Source organism: Paenibacillus sp. RU5M, from assembly GCF_900221055.1.
GTDB classification, from domain to species: Bacteria; Bacillota; Bacilli; order Paenibacillales; family Paenibacillaceae; genus Paenibacillus; species Paenibacillus marchantiae.
The window spans coordinates 16,490-39,479 of sequence record NZ_OBQM01000024.1; the positions used below are offsets into that span (position 1 = coordinate 16,490).

Annotated in this window: 7 protein-coding genes; all 7 read right to left on the reverse strand. The window is 40.8% G+C overall.

Annotation, left to right across the window (positions count from 1 at the left end; translation table 11 throughout):
• Positions 1–802: 802 nt before the first annotated feature.
• The 7 genes from CRO25_RS32275 to CRO25_RS32305 all read right to left on the reverse strand — a co-directional run bounded on the left by CRO25_RS32275 (position 803) and on the right by CRO25_RS32305 (position 22,965).
• A complete protein-coding gene (locus CRO25_RS32275) occupies positions 803–1,654 on the reverse strand; it encodes a DUF2785 domain-containing protein (RefSeq protein WP_079697709.1) in 852 nt (283 codons plus the stop codon).
• On the reverse strand, positions 1,651–2,361 hold the full coding sequence (locus tag CRO25_RS32280) for an alpha/beta fold hydrolase (protein ID WP_256863807.1): 711 nt from the start codon (positions 2,359–2,361) through the stop codon (positions 1,651–1,653). The genes CRO25_RS32275 and CRO25_RS32280 overlap by 4 nt, the downstream gene beginning before the upstream one ends.
• Before the next feature lie 65 nt (positions 2,362–2,426).
• Positions 2,427–3,548, reverse strand: coding sequence for a guanitoxin biosynthesis PLP-dependent (S)-gamma-hydroxy-L-arginine cyclodehydratase GntC (gene gntC, locus CRO25_RS32285; protein WP_079697711.1), 1,122 nt, complete (start codon positions 3,546–3,548; stop codon positions 2,427–2,429).
• Between the two features lie 25 nt (positions 3,549–3,573).
• Positions 3,574–6,192, reverse strand: coding sequence for an amino acid adenylation domain-containing protein (locus CRO25_RS32290; RefSeq protein WP_079697712.1), 2,619 nt, complete (start codon positions 6,190–6,192; stop codon positions 3,574–3,576).
• Positions 6,193–6,218: 26 nt separating this feature from the next.
• Positions 6,219–20,114 carry a non-ribosomal peptide synthetase gene (locus tag CRO25_RS32295; RefSeq protein WP_079697713.1) on the reverse strand — a complete coding sequence of 4,632 codons (13,896 nt, stop codon included), beginning with the start codon at positions 20,112–20,114 and terminating at the stop codon, positions 6,219–6,221.
• A gap of 17 nt (positions 20,115–20,131) precedes the next feature.
• On the reverse strand, positions 20,132–21,424 hold the full coding sequence (locus tag CRO25_RS32300; RefSeq protein WP_079697714.1) for an MFS transporter: 1,293 nt from the start codon (positions 21,422–21,424) through the stop codon (positions 20,132–20,134).
• Positions 21,412–22,965, reverse strand: a complete 1,554-nt coding sequence (locus CRO25_RS32305) for a serine hydrolase (protein ID WP_079697715.1) — start codon at positions 22,963–22,965, stop codon at positions 21,412–21,414. The genes CRO25_RS32300 and CRO25_RS32305 overlap by 13 nt, the downstream gene beginning before the upstream one ends.
• Positions 22,966–22,990 lie beyond the last annotated feature (25 nt).

The window sequence follows — 22,990 nt, forward strand, 5'->3', positions numbered from 1 at the left end:
GTGAGTCCATTGCACCGCCTTTTTCTCTACTTTCCCGAATGGTGCCGCTCCACGCTCTCGTATCCTTTTCATGTTCCTTTTGGGGTCAGCGCTTTTGGTATTCTGCTTTCATCACGTCGATTTTCTTCCAATATGTACTTAAGACTTACGATTGTTCGGCCCTTCCCCCAAAAAAATTCCCCTGTAGTATAACATCTGCTGGTTTTTCACCACAAGCTTTACTCCGTCTTTCCTTTTTTTCTATTAACGTCGCTGAGACCTCCGTAAGAGCGATAGTCTTCGCGTTATCCATCTGCCACATTTACATGACGGGTTTCGTTCGGGCAGTACTGGCCCCTCGATTTCTGTTCGTCAGACCGAGGGTTTGCCTCCGGCTTCCTTCAGATTCCACCTCGCGATGGACACACCATTGCCTTTGACTAACAGTTCCTACTGCCAAGCTTGTAGCGGACTTTCACCACCAAGTTATCTCCCATGCTGAGCGTACATTAAAATTGAGCCCGAAGTATACACATCATTCAGGCTCATTACGAATTCATTTTAATTTAATTATTCACATTCACTTGATCATCCACAAGAAACAAGGAGAACTAAGTTAAGCTGATTCGAGAATTGGGCTTGGGCTCCTTTAATTTGAATTTCCTGTCATACTCTGAACATTAGAATATTAAATGTTTCTCAGCTAAACAGATGAAATTCTGCGTAAAGCTTCCCATCTCGTTTGAATCCTTGAAATTGCGGAGACCCATCATAAATTTTTTTTGCAGACTGTCATTTTCTTGTCTCAATACTGTTTATATATTTAAACCCTGGACGCAGCAAATTTATTTAATTCCCTCTCAGCTGAATGTATGGCTGCAACAAAGATATTATCTCGTTCATCCTGTGCCCTACGAAAATAGAGACTGCGCAGGAAATTTTTTACGTTCACTCGGGATATCACCTGACTGCGACTTCTCGGCCATCTTGTGCATTGAACCAATCCATTAATCCATGATACGATATCCTCTTGCGAAAGCAGACTGTGTTCTATCATTGTATCCAAAATGGTTGTAATTCGCTCATCTTCTTCTTCACTGAAGATATGTGTTCCATTTTCCAGCATGTTCTGAATGGAAATAAGAATTTCCAACTGTAATTCTGATTTGCTCTCTGGACATTGTATCAGCTCCACCAACATATCCGCACCGTGAGCTGCACTATGAGCCCAACCTCCCTGAGGCACATACCCCCTTAAATCTTTCTCTTCCCTATAGTAACGAAGAAGTGCATTCTTCAGCTTTATAAAATCAAATGGATCCAAAAATGGCTTCTGCCTATGTGAGCGAATAATCAATACAATAGGCAGTGCGGAGAATGCCCTTGTAAATACCGTCTCATCCCCTTCATTGCCAATATGATAAAACAAATGATGCTCATCCATCAGAGTATTTAGAAGATCACGCAGCTCTGCACCCGAAAATCGATTCTCTGTTTGGATCCAATTATAGAACGTTGGATAAATTAACTCGTCGCGAAGTTCGGGATGCGGATCTCCGATATATCGCAGCATTAGTGATACTATATCTTGCAAATATTCCCCTTCACGGAGGTGGTATTCCTCTGCTTCAATCCTCTGCAGATCCATTATAAGCTTTGCACGCAATTCGTTCATTTTTTCATCTCCTTTAATATGCCCATAATCTCTTCGATTACAATTTCCGGTTCATCATGATGGATATCATGTCCACTGCAATGAGCAATCCGATGTTTACTTGACGTCGATAACTTCTGAAAGTCGAATTGTAGCCTTTGCTCAATTTCCAGAATGGCTTGAGCTGGCCACGTGTCTTCCATCTGATCCGGTAACCCCCTTGTAATGATTGAGAGGGGAATACTGTATAACTGAGAGTGTTGAGCAATCTGTTCATAACTAATTACCTTATCAATCCGCTCACGATTCAAAAGTGGATTCTCGTAATACTCCCTATTGTCAGCAAGCAGTGTTCCAGTCAATACCTTTTCATAGGCAAGCTCCTTATATTCGGGGACCCCATCAACTAAAACAATCCCTGACACAAGATCTGGATACAAGCTTCCGCATAATCTGGCTACCAAACCTCCGAAAGAATGACCTACCAATATAAACGGCGATTTTATATCATGTGCCAACAGCAATCCCAACATCTCGTTCACCAGATCTATACAAGTCCGGGGGACAGAAGTTCCTTCACTTCTGCCTACCCCTGCCCGATCATACGAGAACGTGGATACCACTTCTGATGTCTGATCCTGAATCTGATTCCATGTCTCACAACTGTCACCTAAGCCAGCAATAAAGACAACGCTTGGCGACCCTTTTCGTGAATATTTACAATACAAACTGCAGTCTCCATAGGTATAATAAACTTCGTCATACCTATTAAGAAAACCTGATCCATTAAAATTTATTCCCATGCTTTTGCTGTGAGGAATTGAGACATCCGTTCCATAGCAACACGAAATTTGTCAGGGTGGAGACCGAAGCCAACCCGGAAATGTCCTGGTCGCTCGAAGACTTCACCAGGCAGAACCGACACCTCAGTACTTTCAATCAACCTCTCTGCAAAATGCTGGCTACTGATCGACTTATCTTTTAGAAAAGGAAAGGCCACGATTCCACCATTCGGTTCAACCCAATCTATGACGGAGTTGTGTTTGGCAACGAGTTTTCTAAATTCAGTTACATTTTCCAATACCCATGACTTGTGCTCCAAACCAATCTTTTTCCAGTGAAGCAATAGGCGATAGGCCAGAAAATCATTAATCGAACAAATCGTATGTGTCGTATAATCTTTAAAATCACGAATTTGATCGATTAGCGCTTTGTCTGCAACTACCCAACCTACTCGAAGTCCGACACATGCAAGACATTTAATCATGGACCCCATTGCGATAACACTCTTCGACTTTCCGTATAGAGATGGAATTAACTCTTCATCTCCATAAGGAATAAACCGATAATGTTCATCAGCCAATATTTCAATTCCATACTGTTCAGCAATCTGGATAATTTCCGCAACTTCACTATCGGTAAGAAGAGCGCCGGTAGGATTATGGGGATTGTTCAGTACAATGATCTTGGTGTTGCTGTCAATCATCGATTTCAAGCGTTCTATATTGATTTTAAATCCCTCCTCGGCCTGGAGATCCAATAATCTGACTTCATACCCCAAATATTTGGGCACTTCATACAAAGTCTGGAAAGCAGGGAAAGGAACAATCACATTCGCACCTGGTTCATAACGAAGATGATAATAAATAAAGACTGCTTCACTTACACCTGTTGTCACAATAATCTCTTCAGGGCTTACATTGTCATAGAAAGATGCAATACTTGTTCTCAATTGGAGAGAACCGTACGTATCGTTATTCTTAAAACTGCACTGAAGCAGCTCCTCTAACTTCGTTTCAGTTAGCTCAAGGACTTCACCGAGTGTGCGGTCTTCGATTCCGCTTTCCCCTAGATTAAATTTCGAATATTGATTTTCGATCAACCAAGGCTCCATTAAATGCAGTGCCATTTGCATAATTGAATTCTCCTTTTTATGTCATTTATTTTTTTAATTCTTTCTGGAAGCTTTCAACCAAGCCTTGTAGATAGGGATCAGCGAATAGATTCCAATGATCCCCCGGAATATCTATGATATTAACTTTCCCTCGGGTCATCTTCTCCCAATAGGATTGAGTGAATCTTACCCAGACCGAATCAGTTGCTTTGATAGCAAAAATATCACTTTCAATTTTGGACCTAATTTTGTACTTCTTTTCTATAAATCTGAAGTTTTCTTGAACAGTCATTTGTGGAAAGTTGCTTATATTTTTTCTGGAATGTCTTAGATAATAGTCATGAGTCCAATTATTCGGTGATTTGCGAAATCTTCTAAGCATTGATCGTTTTATCACTTTATATGGTCTCGACAAAGCAGATCTGAGCCACACATATTTAAGCTGGTTTTCATTCAACCATGGCTGCTCATCGATGACGACTAGCTTCTCAACAGTTTCTCCTTGATTCTCTAGCATTTGTACGAGGCTATACGCAAACATAATTCCGAAGCAATGCCCCCCAATGATATAAGGGCCCTTGGGCTGTACCTGCTTAATCTCATGCATATAGAATGACACTAATTCATCCAGGTTCTGAGGTAATGCAGATCCTTCGATTAATCCTTTACCCTGCACAGCATAGAAATTGCAATCCTGTTCAAGACGCTCGGCTAATCCTTTATACCCGAATACTGTTCCATCCAGACTATGAAGAATGAATATATTTTTTTTGTCACTGGAAATTCGATTCATTCTGACTACACATTCCATATGTGCGAACATGTCCTCCGTCTCAATACTACTTGCCAAAGCAGTTATCGTCGGATTTGAAAACAATTCGCCCAATGATATATTCACCTGGAATTCTTTCTGAATTTCACTCACGATCTTGAGAGAATTAATCGAATTACCGCCAATCTCGAAAAAATTATAGTTAATGCCAATCTCCTGAATGTTCAGGACCCGTTCCCAGATATGGACAAGCTTCTGCTCGACTTCGTTATTGGGTGCCTGATATTCAACACCAATGTTCAGGACCGCTTGCGGCATTGGAAGCGATTTACGATCAACTTTTCCTGTTGGCGTAAGCGGCATATATTCTAATTGAACAAAGTAGGATGGAATCATATACTCCGGCAAATCAGAGGACAGATGTTCTCTTAATTCAGGAACAGTAAGTTCTCTGTTGGCAATAATATAGGCACACAACAAGGCCTCTCCGCCTTTTTCCTCCTTGGCTGTTACAATAGCTTCCTGAATATCCTCGTGTTTCAATAACATATTCTCAATTTCTTCCGGTTCAATTCGAAATCCACGAATCTTGACCTGATGATCGGCCCTGCCTATTAAATCCAGGTAGCCCCCAGGCATCATCTTGCCGACATCTCCAGTTTTATAAATAATATCCTGCGGATTATTCGTAAACGGATTTTTCATGAAAACGGCTGCAGTTAAATCACGGTCATTGTAATAACCCGATGATATATAGGGTGTCCGAATGTAGATATTTCCTATGTTCCCCTCTGGACAGATCTGCATTTCGCTATTCAGAATCATCACATTTGTATCCGCAATGGGTCGTCCCACGGGAATCGTGATCCGGTTGGCATCCTCTTCCTGTACCCTGTAGAAAAACTTTGCCAACGTGGTCTCGGTCGGACCGTACATATTCACCAGCTGGATTCTGGTACCGAAGAGTTCCATAAATGGGTTTACATCGCTTCCTCTCAGCATTTCACCAGCGATCAGGACATAACGCAAATCCTTTAATCTATTCGAGTCTTTAATCTCTGTAATTAAGGCTCGAAATAGTGTGGGAACGAGATGCATTAAGTGAATATTTTTCTGCTCCAGCCATTGTAGGAGATATGCCGAATTAGCAATCTTCTCTCTACTGTCAGGAATGCAGATTGTTGCTCCTGCACATAAAGGAACAAATACATCTCTTAAGAAAGGATCAAACGAAGGTGAAGTCAGAAGACTGATTCTAAAGCTCTGATCGACGCCAAATTCTCTAATTTCCCAATCAATAAAATGTTTCAGGCTTCGGTGTCTTCCTAGAATCGCTTTTGGATTCCCCGTAGATCCTGATGTAAAAATAATATAGCCATTCTTGTTGTCCTCAACTACAGCTAACTCTTTATCGTGTTCAGCATCCGTCTTAAGTACAAATACATTGATATGATCGTAGCTTTTTCTACTAACCTCTTCATCGTCTAGGAGCAGCACGTTGATCTTCCTGTTTGCATCCTTCATAATCAAATCCACCTTATCCAACCAGGCAGCACCGGTGATCAGCCACTCACACTCAATTTTATTCAGCATGTATTGGAGCCGCTTTTCGGGAAAATAGGGATCCATTGGTGCGTATATCAAACCGGATTTGAATATTCCAAGAATGGATGAAACGAGAGCAATGCTGCTATCCAGCATTACTCCGATATTTTTTTGCTCTCCTACCTTCTCTCTCAAAAAATTTGAGATCGAATTCGACTGCTGTTCCAATTCAGCATAAGTGACCTTTCTGGTACCCCACTCGATCGCGATGTGATCAGGTGTATTACTTGCTGCATAACTTACTGTCTCATGAACGTTTTTTAATTTCATGGTTGCTAGTGATGCCATACATTGTAGCCCCCCGCTTCAAATAATCAGAAGAAATCATCGTTATCAAATGTTGCGTCGAATTCCTCCAGAAATGCATTCGAGCTCTCTTTCGGCGACAGGAAGACCTGACTAATCGGTATATCGTTCTGCTCAACTACAACTTCAAGTACTGTTTTGAATCCTTCAGTCAAGTTCGCCATCATTGACTCCTCAATGCTGTCATTAAACAAGTAGTCCAGCGTGATGCTGTCCTCTGTCTCAGCTGCATAGAGCGTCAATCCGTATTTCGGCTCCAACTTCTCAAATGCGTACGGCTGAACGTTAAACCCTTCAAAAGACCATGTCTTGGCATCCTTAAGTGGCAAATAATTAAACAAGATTGAAAATAAAGATTCGTAGCGAAAGTTTAATAGCTCCTTAGCATCAGCATATAGGCACTCATACGGATAATCTTGATGCTCCTGACCTTCCGTCAATTTATCGTGTAGCTGGTGCAAATAATCTGTGAACGTCTCCGCATGACGTAGGTTGGAACTGATCAACATCAGATTAAGGAATACTCCCGGCATATACTCTGTTTCTTCTCGTTTTCTACCAGCTACCGTTACCCCTAACGTAAGTTCACTTCGATCCATGACACGTAGTAGTGCCATCTGGAAAACACCCAGTACAAACACGGAACGTGTTATCTCATGTTTCTGACAAAATTTATTCACATGTCCTATCCATTCAGAATCGATCACCATTTGTTTCACTATGCCCTCCGGTCGTTGTCCGACAGGCACTCTAGTAACAGGCAACTCAGTATAAGCAAAATCTCTAAGACTACCGATCCAGTATTTTCTGGATGCCTTAATCTCTTCCGATTGCATTAAATTGTTATGCCAGACAGCATAATCTTTGTAATGAAGTTTTGGTTCATCTAATTCGATTCCCCCATACAAGCTCGAGAAATCCTGCAACATAATTGATAATGATATTCCATCCGATACAATATGGTGGACATCGAACAACATCAAATGCTTGTTCTCTTCAAAAGTAATCAGAGCTGCCCGGAACAAAGGAGAAGCGGTTAAATCAAAAGGTCTAATGAAATGTAATGTACGCTCTCTGAGTTCTTCTTCTGTTCCATTTGAGAATTGGATATCCGGTTCCGCATGAGATCGAACCATCTGTACAGGTTCACCATCAATCAAATCAAACGATGTTCTTAATATTTCATGCCGTTCAACCAGTCTCTTCACTGCATTCTCGAACTTCAGCTTGTCCAGTTTCCCCTCAAGAACCATTCCTGATGGCATATTGTATGCTGTGGATTGTTCGTTCATCTTCCACATGATATAAATTCTTTTCTGAGAAGAGGATACTGGATAATATGGCATGAGCTCCGCAGGCTGAATTGAAATATGCGGATTGTATTCAGCTGCCTGAATGAATGTTGCTAAATCTTGAATTGTAGGGTTACTAAACAGTTTGGCCAAAGGAACAACTGTATTCAGTTCCTTGTGTATTTTGGATATAAGAATAGTTGCTTTCAACGAATGTCCGCCTAACTCGAAGAAGTTATGGTGGATGCCAATGCCAGCTACATCAAGAACTTGCTCCCACATTTGCACTAAAATCTTCTGAGTCTCATTAACTGGTGCGGTGTATTCGATACCCAGATCCTGTAAGTTCTCCGGTTCTGGTAAAGCTCTACGATCTACTTTGCCGCTGGAAGTTAACGAGATCTCCTCGATTCGCATGAAGCGCGCAGGAATCATATACTCGGGAAGTTCCTTTGAAAGATATCTCTTCATCGCTTTAAGATCGAAGTCCCCATCTGAAATCACATAGGCGCAAAGATATTTGCTTCCTGTCTTATCCAAGCGATCAATGACAACAGCTTCATTAATTCCAACAAATTTGAGCAATTTCTCTTCAATTTCCCCTGGTTCGACTCGGTATCCCCTTAGCTTAATTTGATTATCTTTACGACCTAAAAATATGATATCTCCATCTCTTGTCCAGGTTCCTAGATCACCAGTCCTATAGATCACTTCGCCAGGACGTATAGGATTATCTGAAAATCTTTCGGCTGTAAGTTCCTGATTGTTCAGATATCCGAGGGCAAGCCCATCTCCGGCAATGCATAGTTCTCCTGGAACGCCAATGGGGGCAACATTGTTATCCCTGTCCAGAATGTAAACTCTGGTGTTTGCGATAGGCTTTCCGATAGTCGTAGTCCACGGATTACATCTTGCTACGATCGAGTCTACTGTCCCCTCGGTAGGACCATAATGATTAGTCAATCGATACCCTTTTGAGAGAATATCAAGTTTCAGAGTATCGTCCAGCTTATCTCCCGCAACAATAACAATATCCAGACTTTCAGGCTTCTCATCGTAGCTCAGGAGCTCTTTCAGCGTCACCGGTACAAACTGAGCGATTTGAATCCGTTTTTCCTTCACAAACTTAATGAACGCCCTCCGGTCAAGCGCTTGATTCTTCTCAAGAATAAATATCGTAGCTCCATATATAAGTGGTGGGAAAATTTCGACGATTGAAGCATCGAACGATACATTAGCCATATGAACAATATGTCGATGAAGTGACAGATCAAACATTTCATGATAGTACATGGACAGATTATGAACGCTCTGGTGTGTGAGCATAACACCTTTCGGATTTCCAGTAGACCCCGACGTATACATGATATAAGCAAGATCTTGCGCCTCATTCACGTTCACAAGGTTATGAGAGACTCCTGTGTACAGCGATCTGTCACCAAGGTTGATTACAGGCCCACTATAATCAATTGGTGCCATCGTAATTCCCATTGTCATCAAGAGCTTGGCTCTACTGTCCTTCAACATATATTTCTTACGTTCCTCTGGATAATCGGGATCAATAGGCATATAAGCTGCCCCCGCTTTTAGTACAGCAAGTATTGCTACAATCATGTCTATAGAACGTTCAGCCAGAATCCCAACGATATCGTTCCTAGATATTCCTTGTTCTCTAAGAGCATGCGCAACCTGATTTGCTCTTTTGTTTAACTGATCGTACGAAATCTTGACATCACCATAAACCAATGATGTTTCATGTGGGGTCAATACTGAGCGCTTTTCGATCAGTGCATGCAATGTCTGGTCACGTTCGTAACTTCTCTCAGTTGTGTTAAACCCATACAAAATCTGGCTTGCTTCCGCTACCGATAGCATGTTAAGCTCCCGAATCCTAATCTCAGGGAATCCAACTACTTCCTTAAGAATATTTACATAATGATTTGCAAGATTTTCTACCATTAGCTTGGAAAACAGGTCAGTACAGTATTCTATGCTAATAGACACCGCATCTGGCCGTTCCAGAACATCCACAGATAAATCATATTTCGCAGTACGACTCTCCAAATTGCACAAATTAAGTTTTAAATCCTCGCCCATTGAAAAAACATCTTGGCTGCTACTCTGTAAAGAAAACACCACATCAAATAATGGATTTCTACTTAAATCTCTTTGCAAATGGAGCTGTTCTACCAGATCATCGAACGAATAATCCTGATTGTCATAAGCTGCAAGTGCATTCAGTTTGAATGCTTGGAGCAACTGGTTGAAAGTCTGCCCACCAGATACTTTATTTCGTAGCGGTAGCATATTGATAAACATTCCAACGGTATTTTTCAAGTCATCCTGCCCTCTACCAGCAATAGGCGTCCCAATAATGAAATCTTCTTGACCGGTATATTTATACAACAAGACATAAAATGCTGACATCATAAGCATGTGCAGGGTCGCTCCGTTGTCAGTTGCCAAACGCTTGAGGGATAAACTTAGCTGTTTGTCCAGCTGAAGTTCTATGCTAGCCCCATTAAAGCTCTGGATTGCGGGACGCAGTCCTTCCGTTTGCAAATCCAACATAGGGATATCTCCCGAGAAAATCTCAAGCCAATAATCCTTTTGCTTAGTTATGATTACCTTATATTGATTACTATTTTGCCATACAGCATAGTCCTTATATTGAATACCAATTTCGGGTAATACCAGCCCCTGATACATACTACAAAACTCATGAATCAGGATGTTCATAGACAAACCATCAGAGATGATATGATGCATATCCATCAGCAACATGTGCTCATTATCTGCAATTTTTATAAGCCCTACCCTTAACAAAGGGGCTTGAGTCAAGGCAAACGGCCGAACAAATTCTCTCTGAATTTCATGGATATGACGTCCCGAATCTGGCAGAATATCAATGGAACTAACTGTATCCGCATGAATTCTCTGAACAATTTGATCGTCTACAATATCAAAAGTCGTACGCAATGCCTCATGTCTTTCTATGAGCTTCCGAACTGCTCCCTCCAAACTGGCCATATTAAGGATACCTTTAAGAGACAAAGCGACAGGCATATTGTAGCTCGTATCAGCTCCATTAAACTGGCACATCATGTACAACCGTTTTTGCGCCGAGGATACGGGATAATAATCCCTGGACTCTGCAGATTGAATAGAATTATAGGAAACGTGCTCCTGGCTTTCAATATAATTAGCAAGTTGTTTAATAGTAGGACTGTTGAACATTTCACTCAGTGGAAGTTCAACCATCAACTGTTTGCGTACTTTGGACACCACAGCTGCGGCGCTAAGAGAGTGTCCTCCAATCTCGAAAAAGTTATCATCTACGCCGATGGCATGCTCCAGTCCAATAATCGCATTCCATATTTCTGCAATCTTTATTTCAAGAAGAGTTGATGGTGCAATATATGGTGTTTGTGTAATGACTTCTTTGTCAGGTTCCGGAAGTGCCTTCCGATCTACCTTTCCATTCAGACTGAGTGGAATGTTTTCAAGTTGTTGCATATAACTAGGCACCATGTAATCCGGAAGCTTCTTTAAGAGGTATGTCCGTAAATCGCTAATTGTTACCTCTGAGGAAACGGTAAAGTAAGCACATAGATATGGACTTCCTATACGATTTCTTGCCATCACTACTGCTTCTTTAATTTGAGAATGTTGAACCAATTGCCTTTCAATTTCCTCTAACTCAATTCGGAGCCCACGAATTTTCACCTGGTCATCGAGTCTTCCAAGATATGCTATCTCCCCATTAGGCAACCATTTAGCCATGTCCCCGGTCTTATACATCCTGCTACCCGGAACGTAAGGGTTAAGTACAAATTTTTCTGCCGTAAGTTCACTGCGATTCAGATATCCTCTTGCCAAGCCAGTGCCACCAATGCATAGTTCTCCTGGAACCCCAAGAGGTTTCAATTTATTCTCGGCGTCAACAATATAGATCTGAATATTATCGATGGGCTTACCAATAGGGACGGTTTCTAGATCATCTCCCATAGAACAATCGAAATATGTTACATCAATTGCAGCTTCGGTTGGTCCATAGAGATTAATCAGTTTAACCCCTATGCTATCGCGTAGAAGTTCATTGAATTTCATTGCTTGTTTTCCGCTCAGGGCCTCTCCGCTAGTAAAAACTTGACGAAGACTTGTTAATTTCTGAATCATCTCTGGCCTTTCAAATTCTTCAAGGAAGATACCTAACATCGATGGCACGAAATGCATTGTGGTAATCTGGTGATGATGGATACACTCAATAATTGCAACAGGATCCTTTTCACCTCCAGGTTGTAGGAAACATATTCGAGCGCCCGTAATCGACCACCAGAACATCTCCCATACCGACACGTCAAAAGTGAATGGAGTTTTTTGCATAATAACATCCTGTTCACCGATAGGATATTGCTTTTGCTGCCATAGAATTCGGTTCACCAATGCTTGATGTTCAATAATAACTCCCTTCGGTTTCCCAGTAGATCCGGAAGTATAGATGATATATGCCGGATCTTCGGAAGTGCCTATGCGATCCAGATTCGAGCTGTCACCTTGATATAAAGTCGGATCATTCAAGCTCATTACCTTTGAATGACACGCAGTAAACCGGGCCAGCCATATGTTTTGCGTCAATACAATCTGAGCACCACTGTCCTCCAGCATGAATTGAATACGCTCCAGCGGATAATGAGGATCTATTGGAAGATAAGCCCCTCCCGCTTTAACAATGGCCATAATAGCTATAATCATCTCAATTGAACGTTCAGCGATTAGTGCTACGACATCATCTCTTCCTATCCCATTATCCCTAAGCACTCTGGCCAATTGGTTGGAACGTTCGTGAAGTTCCTGAAATGTCAGACTGTCACCACCAAACACGACAGCAATCCGTTCAGGTATCCTTTCTGCCTGCTCTGTAAACAATTCTTGAATCATGACATCTTTCGGAAATTCAGCTTCTGTGTTATTAAAACCAAACAGCAATTGCTCTCTCTCATCTGATGATAACAGCTCGATCTCTGCAATCTTCATGTCAGGATTCTCAACAATTTGCTCAAGAATGCATTTATAATGCAAAGCAAAACGTTCCATTGTCTCATCCCGGAACAACTTTGTACAATATTCCAAGAGAAATTGAATTACACCGTCACTTTCCTCTGCGTTAAGTGTAAGATCAAACTTCACAGCGCGGTGATCCAGACGAAGAGACTCAAATTGAAGTCCTTTAACTTCAAGCTTTTTCATATCCATATTTTGAAGTGCGAACAAGACATCAAATAAAGGGTTCCTTCCCTTATCTCTTGGTATGTTCAGCTTTTCCACAAGCTGTTCAAATTGATAGTCAGCGTTCTCCAAAGCTGTTAAGGTCGTTTCTTCGACTTCCCGCAGAAAATTCAAAAACGTCTTATCACTGCAAGGATTATTACGCATGGCAAGCGTGTTCACAAACATCCCCAGCATAGATTTCACATTCGCATGTGATCTGCCAGCAATCGGTGAGCCGACAATAATATCCTCTTGACTGGTATACTTATGGAGTAGCACATTAAAACTTGCTAGTAAGACCATATAGAGAGTTGCACCCGTCTGTCTAGCAAAGACGTTCAGTTTGTCTGATAGCGTTCTGTCTAGTTCAAACGAAAGCCACTTACCTTCGAAACTTTGGATAGTTGGTCGAACATAATCCGTTGGTAAATTCAGAGCCGGAATTTCCCCGGCAAATGTATGAAGCCAATATTGTTCTTGTTGTTGAATCCTTTCACTCTCAAGTAATATGTTCTGCCAAAATGCAAAATCTTTATACTGCACGCGACATGGAGATAGTTCAATGCCCTCGTACAATTGAGCGAATTCATCTATTAAAATGCCCATGGAGGTTCCGTCTGTTATCATATGATGCATATCAAACAGCAACAGGTATCTATTCTCTTGAATTTTAGCAATCCCTACCCTTATTAAGGGAGCAATATGCACATCAAAATTACGAATAAACCCTCTGAGAGTATCTTCAATATTTTGTTCTTCCGTTTCTAATAGGTTTATTACAAAATCAACCTTATCGTGTACAATCTGTACGACCTTCCCATCAACCATCTCAAAAGATGTACGCAGCAGTTCATGTCTTTGAATCAGTTGTTGAATAACCCCTTCAACTTTAGATTGATTCAGCTTGCCTTTCACTATAAAGGCTGCAGGGATGTTATAGCTTACCCCCACTCCATCTAATTGACTAAGAACATATAACCTAGTCTGTCCTGCCGAAGCAGCATAGTAAGTACTTGTTCCCAAGGGTTCAATAGGGACATATTGATTCAGCTTCGTAGACGCACTAATATAAGCTGCAAGTTGTTCAATGGTTGAACTTTTGAACAACTCTCGCAGCGGCACCTCAACTTCGAATTGCTTATGGATTTCAGCCATTAATAGAGTTGCATTTAGGGAGTGTCCTCCGCATTCGAAGAAATTATGGGTTACTCCAATCCCCTCAAATCCTAAGAGTTCTTCCCACATGAAGATTAATTTCTCTTCCACATCATTGGAAGGGCCCTTATAGTTTCCTTGCATTATCAGATGTTTCTCAATCTCTGGTAATGCATCCTTATCAATCTTACCGCTGAGTTTTAGAGGCAAGATGTCCATAACGACAAAGTATGCAGGAATCATATAACTTGGCAATTCTATCGAAAGAAACTCTCGAATCGCAGCCGGCTTTAATGAGATGTCTGCTGTGAGATATGCGCAAAGATGTTTATTGGTTCCGCTGCCCTTAGGAATCACAACAACCGCTTTGACACCTTCATAGTTGAGAATCCGCTTCTCAATTTCAGGAATCTCAACACGATATCCACGTATTTTCACCTGAGTGTCCATTCGGCCCATAAACTCTATGTTTCCATCAACAAGCCAACGTGCGCGATCTCCTGAACGGTACACCGGGATATCTGTCAGTTCACCTGACTGTTCTAGAGGAATGGATATGAACTTCTCTTCACTCAACTCTGGTTTATTCAAATATCCCCTAGCTAATCCGTCTCCGCCGATGTAAAGCTCACCGGGGACACCAATAGGACAAGGCATTTGATTCTTATCTAAAATGTACACGCTAGTGTTACTAATCGGCTTTCCGATCGGAATCGTTCCTGCAAAGTAGTCACCCTTGATGGGAAAACATGTAGTAAATGTTGTGTTTTCCGTCGGACCATATCCATTGATAATAGTGACATTCTTACATTGATTTTTTACCGCTTGAATATGTGTAGGTGATAACACGTCACCACCAATCAACAAATATTTAAGCGTCTCAAACATCTCAGGTTTAGCTGAAGAGAGTTGATTAAATAAGGGTGCCGTTAGCCACATCATATTTATCTCCAACTCAACTATCGCTTGATGCAATTTGCTAGAAGACAAAATTACGTCCTCATCAACAAGGCACAGTTGTAATCCGTTTAACAGAGCCCCCCATATTTCGAAGGTAGATGCATCAAATACAATTGACCCTGTCTGAAGGATTTTATCTCCCGCTTCAAAGGTGATATAATTCGTGTTCTTCACAAGTCTAACAACGCTTTGATGCTCAATCATTGTTCCCTTCGGTCTCCCCGTAGAACCCGAAGTATAGATTATATAAGCCAAATCCGATGACATATTAGTTCCCATAACCGGGCCTGCTTCCAAATTCCACAGTCTCTCATTCTCTGGACTAATATCCAACCATTCTCCTGAATAACCGATCCCTAAAGGTGGTTTATCAGTTGTTAAAAGCATTACACTTTTACTATCCTCAATCATATATTGAATCCGCTGCTCAGGATATTGTGGGTCTATAGGCATGTAAGCTCCACCCGACTTCACGATTGCAAGGATACCTATAATCATTTCTGGAGTGCGTTCCACCAACACAGCGACGATGTCCTCCCGATCTACACCTCGTGACCTGAGTTCACGAGAAAGGATATTGACCTTGTCGTTCAACTCGCTATAAGTTAGACGATAATTCCCATGCACAATTGCGAGTTGATCCGGTGTTCGTTCTACCTGTTCTTCGAATAACTGGCCTAAAGTCTTACCTCTTGGATACAAACTGAACGTATTATTAAAATCAAATAAAACCTGCTTTTCCTCAAAAAATGACATAATTTTGATTTTGGCCAGACGTTGGCTCAAGGATTTAGGGATATTTTGCAACAAATTCAGGAAGTGCTGCGCCATCCTCTCAACCGTAACTCTACTGAAGAGATTTGTACCGTACTCGAATCGAAATAATATGCTTCCTTTTTCTTCTCGGGCACTCAACGTTAGATCAAATTTAGAGACATTAGATTCATAATCATATATTTGAAATGAAAGCCCATCTAGATCAATGGGAATGTTCTCTGTATTTTGAAGAACAAACATGGTATCAAACAACGGATTTCTGCTGATCTCCCTGGTTTGTGTTGTTTTTTCCACGAGAAGCTCAAAAGGATAATCCTGATTTTCGAATGCTTGTAGAGATTGTTGTTTTACCTGTTGAAGGAACTGCTCAAATGTCAATTCATCCCGAGCTTGATTACGCATCGGAAGCGTGTTAACGAACATGCCCAAAATACGATCGGTTCCCGCATGATGTCTGCCTGCTACAGGCGATCCGATAATAATATCATCTTGACCTGAATACTTAGAGAGTAGAAGATGATATGTAGCCAACAACACCATATAGATCGTCGTTCCAGTTTTATTCGCCAGAGAATATATCGCTTCAGTATCCCTTGTTTCTAACTCGAAAGTGAAGCTATCCCCCTCAAAGCTTTGTGAAGTCGGACGAACCCCATCCAAAGGCAATTCTAAAGTTGGCACGCCCCCTTTGAATGTATCCAACCAATATTGTTCTTGATTTAAAATTGTTTTTGATTCTATCATGGTATTTTGCCACACAGAATAATCTTTATATTGTATTGCAAGTTCAGGAAGCTCGTTCCCCTCATAAACATCAATAAAGTCCTGTATGAGAATATTCATTGAAACACCATCTGAAATGATATGATGCATATCAAGCAGCAGTACATGCTTCTCCGGTTCAGACTCAATCAGTTGGCATCTAAACAACGGAGCTTGACTTAGATCAAATGGTTTTACAAATTGTTGTATAACTATTGGAATTTCAAAATCATTCATTTGTACATGTTTCACTTGAAATTGAACATCTGGATGAACTTTTTGTACAACCTCGCCATTCTTGACCACAAATGAAGTACGAAGTACTTCATGCCTTTGTATCAAATGTTGAAGTGCAGTCTCCAGACGCTCACGATCCAGTTTGCCTTCTATAACTACTGAACCTGACATGTTATAGTTCATAGATCCATTTTCCAATTGGCTTAGAATATAAAGTCTTTTTTGAGCTGAGGAAACCGGGTAATGATCCCTTATTTCTACAGGTTGTAGTTCGATATAATGATTTGTCTCTAATTGTTCAATGGTACTTGCCAATTCCCGAATCGTTGGATACTGGAAAATGTAACTTAGCGGGATCTTTACATCCGTTTCCTTATGAAGCCTAGATACAACAGACGTTGCTCGTAATGAATGTCCACCTAATTCAAAGAAATTGTAGTCAATTCCTACTGGTTGGACACCAAGCACCTGCTGCCATACCGTTACCAACTTTTCTTCCAGTTTGGTCGAAGGTGGGGTGTATTCAATCGCCATGGTTGAAGTTCGATCAGGATCCGGTAATACCTTACGATCGAGCTTGCCGTTAGACGATAAAGGAAGATGCTCCAATTGAACGATAGAACTAGGAATACTGTAGCTGGGCAAATTTGCAGCTAAATGTTTCTTAATATCCCCGATTACTACATCGTTCTCAGCAGTAAAATATGCACACAAGTAAGTACTTCCGCTCTCATCTATTTTCGTGACAACAACTGCATCCTTTACGACCGGGTAAACTGCAAGTTGCTTTTCGATCTCCCCTAGCTCAATCCTGACTCCACGAATCTTCACCTGATGATCCATTCTGCCAAGGTACTCAATATTTCCATCTGGTAACCAACGAGCGAGATCTCCAGTTCTGTACATTTTTTTACCTGGCGTGAATGGGTTATCAACAAATTTTTCAGCCGTTAATTCATTGCGGTTCAAATAACCTCTCGCCAGGCCATCTCCGGCAATACAGAGTTCTCCCGTGATACCTATAGGTTGCAGTTTTCCAACCTGATCCAAAATATATAACTGAATATTATCTATCGGCTTTCCAATCGGAATGAGTTGCAGATCATCATCCGTCGAACAATTGAAATAGGATACATCAATAGCAGCCTCTGTAGGTCCATATAAATTCATCAATTCAACCTGCATTGTGTCATGCAACAAATCATTAAAATTTTTCGCCTGGCTCACTCCAAGTGCTTCCCCACTGCAGAACACTCGTTTCAGACTGGAAAACGGCTCCACTTCATCCATCACTTTGACATGATCCAGAAAAATACTTAGCATCGACGGTACAAAATGCACCGTACTTACTTTGTGTTGATGAATGCATTGCATAATTGCGTTTGGATCTTTTTCACCGCCAGGCTCCAAGAAACATACACTCGCTCCAGTCACCGCCCACCAAAACATTTCCCACACAGATACATCAAAAGTAAATGGAGTTTTCTGCATAATCACATCAGACTCATCGATAGGATATTGTTTTTGCATCCAGTTGATCCTATTAACAAGAGAATAATGAGCAATCATGGCCCCCTTAGGCTTTCCAGTAGAACCCGAAGTATATATCACATAAGCTAAATCTTCTGAGGAGCCCGTCCGGTCCAGATTGGAGCGTTCACCCTCATACAACTTGGGATCATCAACGTTTACTATCTGTATATCCAGAGTATGACGCTCTACCAGATGCTTTTGTGTTAAGAGCATCTTTGCTCCGCTGTCTTCAAGAATAAATTGGACACGGTCCTGCGGATATTCTGGATCGATCGGTAAATAAGCACCGCCTGCCTTGACGATAGCCATAATAGCTGTAATCATCGTCAGTGATCGTTCAGCCATCAGCGCCACGATCATATCCCTTCCAATCCCCCTGCTTCTCAGTTTCCGAGCAAGCTGATTGGACCGTATGTTAAGTTCCCTGTAAGTCAGCTTGAAATTGCCAAAGACAGCTGCTACATGATCTGGGGTCTTCTTCACTTGATTTTCAAACAGCTCATGAATCATCGCAAAATTTGGATATTCTGCTACAGTAGAGTTAAAATCTATACTTAATTGCTTCTCTTCATCTTTTGTCAGCAGATCAATCTCGATGACAGGCAAATTATAATTCCAAACCATTTGCTCTAATATATTCACATAGTGCATAGCCATCCTCTGAATAATCGCTTCATCAAACAACTCATTCATAAATGAGAATGTTAACCTAATTTCATCAAAAAGTTCAATTTCTACCGTAAGGTCAAAATTAGTTTGTTCAAATATAGAATAATCAATAACCCTTAATCCGTCTTCCGACTCCATCAGAGTCTTTTCAAGAGGGTAATTTTCAATGACTAGTATTGAATCAAATAAAGACTCCTGAATCCCAACCTCACTGCAGGACTTGATATCTACGAGAGAAGTACTTTCATATTGCTCTCTCTCATAGATACCTGCCTCTACCCGCTTCAGAAGATCTTGGACCCTGTCTTTAAACTCTGTTTTCACCCGAAGCGGAGGTGTATTGATGAATAGCCCAACCATGTTATCAAGACCTTCAACAGAGGCATTCCTGCCAGATACCGTCGTTCCGAGAACAGCATCCCACGTGTTATTATATCGCTGCAGTAAAATTCCCCATGCGGTATATAATAATGTCGCCGAGGTTGTCTTCAACTCCCTCACTGTTTGTGCCATTCGCTCCTTGAATTCATCTGATAACGTCAAACTGTAACTACGTGGATCAGTGACTTTCCTAGAAGTTCTGCTACGCGTCGGTAAAAGATTTTTGGTGTCAAAACCCTTCAAATAGGACTCCCAAAAATATTTTTGCTCCATGCTGTCCTGCTGGCGATGCCATTCTAGAAACTGTTTGTATTTATTTTTCACGATAGCTCTAGATTCTTGTCCAGTTCGAAGCCGACCATAGAATTGGAAGAATTCCTTCAGTAAAATCCCGTTACTCCATCCATCCAATATAATATGATGATTCGTCAATATCATTTGATAATGACCAATCTCCAACTTGCAGAGTATAATTCGAAACGGTTCACTACTGATATCTATAAGATTAGCACGATCTTCTTCTAAAATATTCTGTAAGCGTCTTTGTCGTTCAGCTTCATCCTCCTCGTTAGAGAGATCATGTTCTATGATCGGTAGGAGGTATTCTTTCAACACAATTTGCAGTGGAGCCGCTAACTTATCCCATCGAAACACAGTTCTCAGCATTTCATTTGATTCTGCTACGAGCTGCCATGCTTTTCGGAATAAAGCACTGTCTACATGACCATCCAAATCTAGAACTAGCTGCTCACAATATAATTTACTGCCGGGATGATTCAGGTAATGAAATAGCATTCCTTCCTGAACAGGGCTCAGGGGATACATATCTTGCACATTTTCTTTTTCGAGCTTTTTTATATCTATCATAGAAAGATCCCCTAACTTTATTTTTTGTCAATATTTCTTATAAAACTTGTAAAAATAGGATTACGACTTAATATCAAGCATAATACTACGATAATTGCACCAGAAACGATAACGACATACGTCCAGGGGACATATTTAAAAATCAACCCATAGAACCATATCCCGATCGGCGTAGATATTAATAATGCCGTCTTCAACATTCCAAATACCCGAGCCCGAAGTTCCTCTGGAATCTCCAGTTGAAAGTAACCCAAAATAGGAATATTCTGTACTGTGTTCAACATACTGATTAGACCCAGCAAAAAAATAAATACAATGGTGATAAGAAACGTGGAAGCTTGATTGAAAATTGGCAAGGATGGAAATGCCCAACATATTATGATGAAAGCCTGGATCTGCAATAAAACAAAAAACTTTTTAAACATTACATGGCCTGACTTCAATCTAAACACATAGAGTGCACCAAGGATCGTCCCGACAGCAGCTGCACCTCTTATCAATGAAAGTTGAATTGCCGATACATTCACAACATCGTAAGCGATATAAGGTATCGCCAAATACATCAATGGGTTATAAATGAAGTTAATCAATACAGCTACGGTCAACAAAAGCTTTAATATCTTCTGATCATTAATATAAATGAATACGGCTTTCAAATTAGACCAATAGCTCTCCTCAGCTAACCTTTGACTGGGGGATTTTCTATCGAAAATGATAAAAATAACTGTCGAAGCGCCAAGTAAAAAAGTTAAGGAGCTTAAAGAAAAAATCATATTCATCCCTATTTTATTGTAAATAAGGGCACCTATGACTGGCCCCAGGATGTTCATGACCGCCCATATTCCCTCTAAACTAGAATTGGCTTTTGCTACTCTTTCTTCACCCACAATATTGGGAATAGAGGCGTTACCCGCTAGCCAGAACAAACTTTGAAATGCATTCAGCAAGATAACAAGCACCGAGATTATAAAAACACTTTGGAAATTCTGCAAAAATAAAAACAAGAACAGAATGGAGATAAGTGCACTACATACTTCAGCAAAAATCATGATCTGTTTCTTGTTGTACTTATCTACAAATACACCACCGAACATATTTACAGCAGCCTGTGGCAGAATAGCCAAGGCTAGTATTGTAGAGAAGGCCGTTACTGATCCTGTCAAGTCCAGTACATATAAGCTCAGAACAAAATCAAATACACTCGTGCCAATTACCGACAGACTTCTTCCAAATAAAAACCATAGAAAATTTTGATTGTAATTAATAGCTTTTTGAGGCTTAGTCTTCATTCTCAACTCTACATTTTCCATGTTCCGCCCCCTGCTCTTATAGTTTTCACTTGGTTAGAAGCAGAATGACCACTCCTAAAAAAAAGACCTGCAATTCTGTATAAAAAATACAATCCAATGCCTCCCCCTAATTCAGCAGCTGCCATCAATGTAGTAAATGGAGCCCATACAGATACAAAGTCCCACCCGACACCATTAAATGCAAATTGAGGAATATGGTAGATTCCCCATTCAATCACTATCAATAAGAGCAGATAAATTACAATCTTAGTGCTTGTAATGAACTTCGGGGTTACAAATCCTCTTTGTCCATTGAATATCTGTAAGATAAACCTCCACTTTGCTATTAACACTGCAATGATAACTACCAACATGATGATACACACTACCATGGATATCTTATCGATAACTGAATATATATCAGAAGTAACAGAATCCACATTTTGTCCGTTCAGTATCTTTAAAATATCCTTGGCCGTTGAATAGGTATAATCCGAGTTCATGTTAGTAAGCAAGGCAACTCCCAACCCATCACCCGGCTGAAGAAAGATAGCTGATGAGAAATTTGGATTATTTCCACCGTGATAGACACGTCCACCATTGTCATCAATATACCAGCCGTCCCTATACATCCAATCTTCCCCGGCAGATACATGCGCTAGATCAAATTGATGCGACTTTAAAATTAAAGAGTTGTCAATTTGCCCTTCTGCTAGAAAACCTAACTGGAATTTTAACCATTTTTCCATTTCTTCCGCGTTGGTCAGGATATAACCAGCTGGCGTATTTCCTCTATAGATCGGCGCGTCGTACGAGCGTGGTTTCAAAAAAAACATTTTGTAGCCCTTAGATGCTTTATTCTGCGGGACATCCGATTCAAATAAATAGGTACTATTCATTCCGAGTGGTCTTAGAATATGATCTGTCATATATGCTTCATATGATTGACCCGTTACACGCTGAATAATTAGACCTAAAATATCGTAATTAATTGTTGCATAAGAGAATTCCGAACCCGGGGCGCTTTGCAGCTCTTGGCCCACTAACATTTGTACAGTTTTCTCCAATGCATCATTTTCCGTACTCACAGGAATCTTATCTATGGATTTGAATGCAATCCCGCTTGTGTGGTTCAGCAACTGTTCTAGCGTAATATCTGCCTTTGCCCCGTTAAAATACATATTGAATTCAGGAATATACATTGTTACCGGGTCTCGATACTGAAGTTTCCCTTCTTGTTCGAGTTTTAAAACTGCAAGAGCAGTAAATGCTTTAGTTGTGGAGCCAAGCTCAAAGTAGGTGTCTGTATCTACTACTTGTTCAGCCTCCCAATCCCTGAACCCAAAGCCTCCTTTATAGAGCAACTTATCTCCCTGCACAATGACAATTGCTGCACCTGGAATCTTAGCCTTTTTCATCCGATCTTCGACAAACTTCACAACCCGTTCTACCTGCTGCTGTTCTATTTGAATGGGTTGTGCCTTCACGACAGTGTTATTCATTGACATGATGTATACAGATAAAAAAACGACTATAAATAATAGCTTTTGGAGCTTCTTCATATCACAACTCTCCTTTTCCTATATC

Excerpts from the sequence above, each read along its gene's own strand:
- CRO25_RS32275 (WP_079697709.1), bottom strand. The coding sequence starts at position 1,654 with ATGAACGAATTGCGTGCAAAGCTTATAATGGATCTGCAGAGGATTGAA.
- gntC (WP_079697711.1), bottom strand. The coding sequence starts at position 3,548 with ATGCAAATGGCACTGCATTTAATGGAGCCTTGGTTGATCGAAAATCAA.
- CRO25_RS32290 (WP_079697712.1), bottom strand. The coding sequence starts at position 6,192 with ATGGCATCACTAGCAACCATGAAATTAAAAAACGTTCATGAGACAGTA.
- CRO25_RS32295 (WP_079697713.1), bottom strand. The coding sequence starts at position 20,114 with ATGATAGATATAAAAAAGCTCGAAAAAGAAAATGTGCAAGATATGTAT.
- CRO25_RS32300 (WP_079697714.1), bottom strand. The coding sequence starts at position 21,424 with ATGGAAAATGTAGAGTTGAGAATGAAGACTAAGCCTCAAAAAGCTATT.
- CRO25_RS32305 (WP_079697715.1), bottom strand. The coding sequence starts at position 22,965 with ATGAAGAAGCTCCAAAAGCTATTATTTATAGTCGTTTTTTTATCTGTA.